Source organism: Cupriavidus sp. DL-D2, from assembly GCF_039710735.1.
Classification (GTDB): domain Bacteria; phylum Pseudomonadota; class Gammaproteobacteria; order Burkholderiales; family Burkholderiaceae; genus Cupriavidus.
On sequence record NZ_JBDKXK010000112.1, the window covers coordinates 1 to 7,583 of the forward strand.

Genomic DNA, 7,583 nt, shown 5'->3' on the forward strand with positions numbered 1-7,583 from the left:
AGCGCCACAAGGCGAAGCGGAAATCGCGCTGGCTGCCATCTGGGCGGAGGTACTCGGCATCGAACGCGTGGGCCGCCACGACAACTTCTTTGAACTGGGCGGCGATTCCATCATCAGCTTGCAGATCGTGTCGCGCGCAGGGCGTACCGGCTGGCAACTGACGCCGCGCCAGATGTTCGAGTCGCAGACGCTTGCCCGACTGGCTGCCGTGGCCGTCCCCGCCCAACTGGCGGTGCGTGAACACGCGCCGGCTTCGGGCGATGTGCCACTGCTGCCATTCCAGGCCGCTTTCTTCGGCATGGACATGCCAGTGCGCCACCACTGGAATCAGGCGGTGCTGCTGCAATCGGCCGCCCCCATCGCCGCGCATCCCATGCGCGAGGCACTGGCCGCGCTGATCGCCCATCACGACGCGCTGCGCATGCAGTTCACTTGCGATGTGGACGGCCACTGGCACCAGACGTGTCCGGCCGCCGATAGCACGCCGAGGCACGACGTGTTGTGGACACGGCAGACCCCGGCAGACGGTCTCGATGCGCTGTGCGCCGAGGCCCAACGCAGCCTGGACCTGAACACCGGCACGCTCGTGCGCGCAGTCTCTATCGAGATCGATGACGCCGCGCCTGCCTACCGGCTGCTGCTGGTGATCCACCATCTGGCGGTGGATGGCGTGTCATGGCGCATCCTGCTCGACGATCTCCGCACCGCGTATCAGCAGCGATGCGCGGGCCAGTCCGTGGCGTTGCCGCCGCGCACAGCCAGTGTGCAGACGTGGGCGTTGGCACTGCGCAACCATGCCGAGTCGCACGCCGCCGATTTGCCTGCGTGGGAGGCATTGCGCAACGTGCCGGTGGCGCTGCCACGCGATGGCGCGGCAGCCTTCGGCACGGTTGGCGAGCGCGACAGTGTCACGCTGACGCTCGATGCAGCCGCCACGTCGGCATTGCTGCGCGAGGCACCGGGCGCCTATCGCACGCAAGTCAACGACATCCTGCTCACGGCACTGGGCCGTGCGCTGTGTGGCTGGACCGGTAGCGACCAGATCCTTGTCGATCTCGAAGGCCATGGCCGCGAGGCCGTGTCTGACCTCGATATCTCGCGTACGGTCGGCTGGTTCACGAACCTGTATCCGGTGGCGCTGGCGCCGCTGGGCGAACCGGGAGATGCGCTGCGACGCGTCAAGGAACACCTGCGCGCCGTACCGGGACGTGGCCTGAGCCATGGCGTGCTGCGCGACATGGGCACCCCCGCGCAGCAGGCGGCGATGAAAGCCTTGCCGCGTCCGGAAGTCGTTTTCAACTACCTGGGCCAGTTCGACGGTGCGTTCGATGCGGAAAACGGCTGGAAACCCGCCAACGAAAGCGCCGGTCCTGCCATGGATGCCGACGCGCCGCTGATGCACGCGCTGGCGATCAATGGTCAGGTCTACGACCAGACGCTGACGCTGACAGTGCACTACAGCCGCAACCGCCACGCGCGCCCGGCGATGGAGGCCCTTGCCGCCAGCTTCCAGCGCGAGCTGCAAGCCTTGATTGCGCATTGCACCAGTGGTGCGCGCGGTGTCTCGCCATCGGATTTCCCGCTGGCGGGCCTGACGCAAGCGGCGCTCGACACGCTGGCCTTGCCAGTGGATGCGGCTGACATCGCGGACCTGTACCCGCTGGCGCCGATGCAGACCGGCATGCTGTTCCTGAGTGCCCACGCGGCGCAGGGCGATGCGTATCTGAACCAGTTGCGCGCCGATATCGACCACCTCGATGTCGAACGCTTTCGCGCGGCGTGGCAGGCCGTGCTGGACCGGCACGACATTCTCCGGACCGGCTTCCTCGCCGGCGAAACGCCACTGCAATGGGTGGCACGGACCGTGCCGTTGCCGCTGACCGTGGTCGATGGGGTCGAAGCCGAGGCGCCCCACGATCTCGCTCCGGCGCTGGACACGCTGGCGCAGGCCGAGCGCGACCAGGGCTGCGATCTGGCGCAACCGCCGCTGATGCGGCTGGCGCTGGTACGCATCGGCGCCACACGCCATCACCTGATCTGGACCCATCACCATCTGCTGCTCGATGGCTGGAGCACGTCGCAACTGCTCGGCGAGGTGCTGAGTCACTATGCCGGCCAGTCGCTGCCGCCCCAGACCGCGCGCTACTGCGACTACATCGGCTGGTTGGGACAGCAGGACACCGCCGCAGCGCGCAGCTACTGGGGCAGTCGACTGGCGATCCTCACCGCACCCACTCGCGTGGCCGATGCATTGACCGCCCCGGTGGGTCGCCACGGCTACCGCGCTTATCCGCGCGTGCTCGACGCGGCGCGGAACGACAGCCTGCAGGCGTTTGCGCGGACGCGCCGCGTCACGCTGAACACGCTGATTCAAGGCGCATGGGCCATCCTGCTGCAACGTCTCACCGGTCAGGACGCCGTGTGCTTTGGCGCGACCACGGCGGGACGTCCGATGGATGTGCCGGGTGTCGAGCGCATGGTCGGACTCTTTATCAACACGCTGCCCGTGGTGGCGCAGCCGCGCCCCGGCGATGCGCTGAATGCCTGGCTTGATACGTTGCAGGCCCAGAGTATCGCCTCGCGCGAGCATGAGTTCCTGCCGCTGCATGACATCCAGCGCGCGGCCGGTGCCAGCGGGCAGGGGCTGTTCGATACCATCATCGTCTTCGAAAACTATCCCGTGGACGAAGCACTGTCGCGCAACCCGGCCGGGCTGACATTTACCGATGTCCGTTCTGGCAACGGCAATCACTATCCGCTGACGCTGCGCGTGAAGACCGGCGCCACGTTGAGTTTCGACTACCTGCACGATCTGGCGCACGTGGATGAGGCCATGGCCGCACGCATCGCGGACGCCTTCGACAGCGTGCTGCATGACATGGTCCGCGTGGGACAGCAGCACCCGGACGTGGCACTGGGCGCGCTCGCCCCCGTTCCTGTCGTGGCGCACGCGCCGGCCGCAGAGCCCGCCCCGAATGTGCTGGCCCTCTGGCGCGATGCCGTGCGTCGCACCCCTGCCGCGCAGGCCGTGGCCGACGAGGTGGATCAGTGCGCCCGCAGTGTCACGTTCGCGGACCTCGACGCGCGCAGCAACCGGCTGGCGCAACGGCTCCGCGCGCAGGGCATCGGCGCGGAATCGCGCGTGGGCGTGCATGCGCAGCGCTCCATCGAAATGGTGCTGGGCCTGCTGGCGGTGCTCAAGGCCGGTGGCGCGTATGTGCCGCTCGATCCCGCATTGCCGGCATCGCGCCTGACCTACGTGGTCGACGATAGCCAGGCATCGCTGGTGCTCGATGCAACGGGTAGCGCCAGCGGCTTTGGCGTTCCCGTGATGTCGCTGACCGACTCCGGTGATGCGCAGGCGCTGCCGGCGTTGCCGGACGCCGCGCTGCATCCCGCGTTGCCGGCCTATCTGATCTACACCTCCGGCTCGACCGGGCAGCCCAAGGGCGTGGTCATCAGCCATGGCGCGCTTGCCAACTACGTGCGGGCCGTGCTGCAGCGGATGGACCTGCCCGAGACAGCGCGCAGCATGGCAATGGCCTCGACCGTGGGCGCCGATCTGGGCCATACGGTGCTGTTCGGCGCGCTGTGCTCCGGGCGCCTGCTTCATATGCTGGCACCGGAGCGTGCCTTCGATCCGGACCGGTTTGCGGACTACATGGACCGCCATGCCGTGGACGTGCTCAAGATCGTGCCCGGCCATCTGCAGGCGTTGTTGAGCGCCCAGCACGCTGCGGCGGTGCTGCCGCGTGCGCGGCTGGTGCTGGGCGGCGAGGCTACGCGCTGGCCGCTGCTGGCGCGCATCGCCGAACTGCGCCCGGAAACGCGCGTCATGAACCACTATGGCCCGACCGAAACCACGGTGGGCATCCTGACGCAGGAGGCCGCCACGGCGGACCGCGCCGCCGCGACGTTGCCCGTCGGCCATCCGCTGGCGGGCAATGCCGCCTACGTGCTGGATGCGGGCCTGAACGCCGTGCCGCGCGGTGGCGTGGGCGAGCTGTACCTGGGTGGGGCCGGACTGGCGCGTGGCTATCAGGGGCGTGCCGCACAGACCGCCGAGCGCTTTGTGGCGAATCCGATGGGCGATGGCGCGCGGCTGTATCGCACGGGCGACCGCGTGCGGATGCGCGAGGACGGCAGCCTCGAATTCCTCGGCCGGGTGGACGATCAGGTCAAGGTGCGCGGCTATCGCGTGGAACTGGGCGAGGTGGCGCAGGCGCTGGCGGCCTTGCCGCGCGTGAGCCGCGCCGAGGTGATTGCCCGCGACGCCGATGATGGGCGCACGCAATTGCACGCCTATGTGGTGGGCAACGGCGAGGGCCACCCCGATGTGGCAAGCCTGCGCGAGCAACTGGCCGCGACGCTGCCGGACTACATGGTGCCGGCCGCCATCATGGTGCTCGACGCGCTGCCGCTGACGCCAAACGGCAAGGTGGACCGCCGGACGTTGCCAGAACCCGCAGCGCAGCAGGGCGACGACGGCGACGGGTTCGCGGCGCCAGAGGGTGAAGTCGAAACCACGCTGGCTGCCATCTGGGCAGAGATCCTCGGCGTGGCGCGCGTGGGCCGTCACGACAATTTCTTCGAACTGGGCGGAGATTCGATCCTGACGCTGCAGATCGTGGCGCGGGCCCGCCGTCGCGGCGTGAAGCTGACACCGCGCCAGTTGATGGAAGGGCAGACCGTTTCAGCGGTCGCGGCCGTGGCAACGCGCGTGCAGAGCGCTGCCGTACCGGCGCCGGCCGCGACGTTGGCCACCGAAACCTGGTTCGCCCTGACGCCGGCCCAGCACTGGTTCTTCGCCCACGCCGCCGCGCATCCGTTTGCCACCAGCCACTGGAACCAGTCGCTGATGCTGGAGAGCAGCGCGCCGGTCGATGTCGAACGGGTACGCCGCGCCGTGGCGCATGTGGTGGACCAACACGGCGCATTGCGGCTACGGTTCGCGCAGCGCGACGGCGCATGGCAACAATCGCTGGCCGCGTTGGGGACGTCGTCGTTCAAGGTGGTGTCGCAGGCCGACGCCGAGGATGCATCGCAGGCCATCGCGGAGGCAGCGGATGCCGTCCAGCGCAGCCTCGACCTGTCCCGCCCTTTCCAGGCCGTGTGGATCGACCTCGGGCCGTCGCGCCCGGGCCGGCTGCTGCTGGCCGCCCATCACCTGGTGGTGGATGGCGTGTCGTGGCGCGTGATCGTCGAGGATCTCCACGCCGCGTACGAGCAACTCGGTCAAGGGCAGGCAGTGACATTGCCGCCGTCGACCAGCACGCTGCAGGCATGGGTCGAAACGCTGCAACGCCACGCCGGTAGTGCCGCGATGGCCGCCGAACTGCCTTACTGGCAGGCGCAGTGGCACGTCGAACAGGGCGAATCACGCAGCTTCCCCGCAAAGGCGGGCGGCAGCAACACCGTGGCCGATGCGCACGCACTGAGCGTCACGCTCGACGAGGCAACGACACGCCAGTTGCTCAACGAGGTGCCGCAGGCATACCGCACGCAGATCAACGACATTCTGCTGGCCGCGCTGGCCCGCACGCTCTGCGAATGGGATGGCCGGGACAGCGTGGTCGTGGAACTCGAAGGCCATGGCCGCGAGGAACTGGAAGAGGGAATCGATCTCACGCGCACGGTGGGTTGGCTGACGTCGCTGTTCCCGGTGCGGCTGACGCCCGGTAGCCGTGGAGAAGGCGAATCGCTCAAGGCCATCAAGGAACAGTTGCGCGCCGTGCCCTGCAAGGGGCTCGGTTATGGCGTGTTGCGCCATATGACCGAGGCAGGCCGCGCACTGGGCGATCTGCCGTATCCGCAGGTCACGTTCAACTATCTGGGGCAATTCGACCAGGCGTTCGGCAACGGCGCCGTGTGGCAGGCGGCGCGCGAATCGGCAGGGCGCCAGCGCGCACCGGAAAGCAGGCGCCGCACATGGTTCGACGTGGGCGCGATGGTGCATAGCGGGCGCCTGAGCCTGAGCTGGTCGTTCAGCCGCGCGCTGCACGACGACGCTACAGTGCAGGGGCTGCTGGAGCGCTATCGCACGCATCTGGAATCGCTGATCGCGCATTGCGTCGCCGGCAACCGTGGTGTGACGCCTTCGGACGTACCGCTTGCCGGTCTCACGCAGGCGCAACTCGATACGCTGCCGATGGCGGCGGGCGCGACGGCAGAGCTGGAAGACCTCTATCCACTCTCGCCGATGCAGGCCGGCATGCTGTTCCACGCGCTGCTCGACCCCGAGGCCACGGCGTATCTGAACCAGTTGCGTATCGACTTCGACGGCCTCGATGTCGCACGCTTCCGTGCCGCGTGGCAGCAGGTCTTTGCACGGCATGAAGTGTTGCGTACCGGCTTCCTCACAGGCGAGACACCGCTGCAATGGGTGGCGCGTCCCGGCGCGCTGCCGTTGACCGAACACGATTGGCGTGATCGATCCGCGGACCAACACGACGCCGCGCTCGAAGCACTGGCTGCCTCGGAACTGGCGCGCGGCTTCGACCTTGCCGCACCGCCGCTGATCCGGCTCGTGCTCGTGCGCACGGCTGCGCAGCGGCATCATCTGGTCTGGACCAGCCATCACCTGTTGCTCGATGGCTGGAGCACGTCGCAGTTGATGGGCGAGGTGCTGCGCGCCTATGCGGGTCAGCCCGCCACGCCGAAGTCCGGACGCTACCGCGACCATATCGGCTGGCTGCAGGCGCAGGACGCCGACGCGGCGCGGCAATACTGGGGCACGCAACTGGCGCGGCTGGAGGGGAACACGCATCTGGCGAAGACGCTGCCGACGCCGGCCAGCGCCATGGGCAAGGGCCGCGAGACGCGCGTGTTCGACGATGCCGCCACCGCTGCGCTCACCGCGTTTGCGCGTCGCGAACGCATTACGCTCAACACGCTGATGCAGGCCGCATGGGCGCTGGTGCTCCAGCGCTATACCGGACAGCAGACCGTCAGCTTTGGCGCGACGGTGGCCGGACGTCCCGACGAAGTACCGGGCGCGCAGACGCTGCTTGGCCTGTTCATCAACACACTGCCGGTGGTGGCGGCGCCGAAGGCGGGGCAGACCGTGGGCAACTGGCTGCGCGATCTGCAGGCGCACAACCTGGCGTCGCGCGAATTCGAGCATACGCCGCTCTACGACATCCAGCGCTGGGCCGGGCAGGCCGGACAGGCGCTGTTCGATTCGGTACTGGTCTTCGAGAACTATCCGGTCGATGCCGCGCTGCGCGAAACGCTGCCGGACAACTTGCAGGCAACTGTCATCCATCGTCGCGACGAAACCAGTTATCCGGTGACCGTCACTGCGTACGCCGCGCCGACATGGCATCTGCAGATCGATTTCGATCGCGCGGCGCTGAGCGAGGGCGATGCGGCACGCGTGGCGGATCACACTGTGCGTCTGCTGCAAGCGTTGGCCGCCGATGCATCGGCGGCAGTTGGCGGATTGGTGGCGCTGCACGACGCGGAACACGCGGTGCTGTCCCACTGGGGCACGGGCGCACAACAAGACCATGCGCCGCTCGTGCATCTGGCCTTCCAGGCGCAGGCGCGTCGCAACCCCGACGCACTGGCCGTGCTGTTCGAGG

1 protein-coding gene is annotated in these 7,583 nt (G+C 68.3%); it reads left to right on the forward strand.

Features of this window, described 5'->3' with window-relative positions:
- The coding region (locus tag ABDB81_RS30030) for an amino acid adenylation domain-containing protein (protein ID WP_346814369.1) at window positions 1-7,583 on the forward strand (7,583 nt) is incomplete at both ends.